The 1,604-nt window shown below is 65.5% G+C and carries 1 protein-coding gene; it reads right to left on the minus strand.

Annotation, left to right across the window (positions count from 1 at the left end):
* Window positions 1-51: 51 nt before the first annotated feature.
* Window positions 52-1,604, minus strand: a 1,553-nt coding sequence (locus A3722_RS04360) for a cbb3-type cytochrome c oxidase subunit I (protein WP_201721964.1), incomplete at its 5' end; no start/stop codon positions are given.

Below are 1,604 nucleotides of genomic sequence, written 5' to 3' on the forward strand. Positions count from 1 at the left end.
TGAAACTGACCAGCCAGACCAGCAGCGGCAAGAGAATGCGCAACAACTTTCTCACGCGATCATCCCCGGCAGATGCGCCGCAAGCAGGATCAGCGCCGTGATCGCTGCCAGATAGTCGGACCAGAGCGTCACAATGGCGAAAACCGCCCGACGCTGGGGCGAGGTGAAACCACGCCGGACCTGCAGGATCAGAAAGCCCTGCATTAGCCCCACGAGCAGAGCATGGGCCACCCCATAGGCGCCGAGGATGAGGAGCGTGGCGGCATAGGCATGGCCGTCCGGGGGCGGGAGGCGCAGCAGCAAGGCCCCGAACACCGCCGCTGTGGCAACCGTTGCCAGAAATGCCGGGGCAAGAGCGACCATAGGGGCGGTGCCCGCGCGGTTGCGGCGGGCGCTCAGGTGCTGGGCCAAGGCGGCGACGAGCGCTGTGCCGATGCCGAAGCCAAGCTCGACCCAAGAGGGGGCGAGCCATTGGGCAGGGGGCCAGCCGGGCGCGACGGTCCAGAGGAAGGCATAGCCAAAGAGAAGTGAGCCGAAGAAGGTCCCATTGGCCACCAGGAGGAAGGTCGAACCCCACCAGCCCGGCGATCTGTCGCCCTCACTTGCCAGCGGCAAGACCGTGCCGCGCCCGACCTTTTGCGGACCTTGATCGGCGCGCGCGCCCAATTGCCAGACCCAGAGCAGCGCCAATGCCGCCACGCCGGCCAGTGCCAGCGGGGTGAGCCAGAAAAGCTTGAGCAAGATCGACAGGAAGAATCCACCCGTCACCGCCGCCATCAGCATCGGCAAACGCGTATTGCCGGGGTATATCACCAGCATCTCGGGTCGGCCGCTGGCGGCATCGACCATCAGGGTCTCGCGCCGGGCCACATCGGGCGCGCCGAGATAGCCTTCGCCCTTGGCCAGTCGGTTCGCGAGATCCGGTGTCTCAGAGAGTGGGCTACGCCCCCGCACGTTTGGCAGACTGGCGAAGTTGTAGGAGGCGGGCGGGGACATGCCGGCCCATTCCAAAGTGCCGGCCCGCCACGGGTTGCGCGGGCCGCGCACCGCGACGAAACCGTGGATGATGATGTCGACCAGCACCATCGCAAGCCCGATCGCCATGACGAAACTGCTGACCGAAGAGATGAAGTTGATCACCCCCCAGCCGGTTTCCGCGTCATAGCTGTCGATCCGGCGGCGCTGGCCCAGCAGGCCGACCCAATGCATGGCCAGAAAGGTGCCGTGGAATCCCACGAAAATCAGCGCGAAGGCCAGCTCGCCGAGCCGGAACAACCGCTTGCGCCCGCTCACTAGTGGCAGCCAGTAGTAGATCCCCGCCAGCATCGGAAAGACGAAACCGCCGAACAGCACATAGTGCAGATGCGCAGTGATGAAGGCGGTGTCATGGGCCTGCCAGTCAAAGGGCACCACGGCCACCATCACGCCGGTCAGCCCGCCGATCACGAAGGTCACGAAGAACCCAAGGATATGCAGCATCGGCATGTGCAACTCGGGCCGCCCCTTCCACATGGTGCCGATCCAGGCAAAGACCTGCACCCCCGTCGGCACCGCCACCAGCGTCGAGGCGGCCGAGAAAAACGCCAGCCCCATATGCGGAATGC

The organism is Sulfitobacter sp. HI0027, from assembly GCF_001634775.1.
Taxonomy (GTDB): domain Bacteria; phylum Pseudomonadota; class Alphaproteobacteria; order Rhodobacterales; family Rhodobacteraceae; genus Sulfitobacter.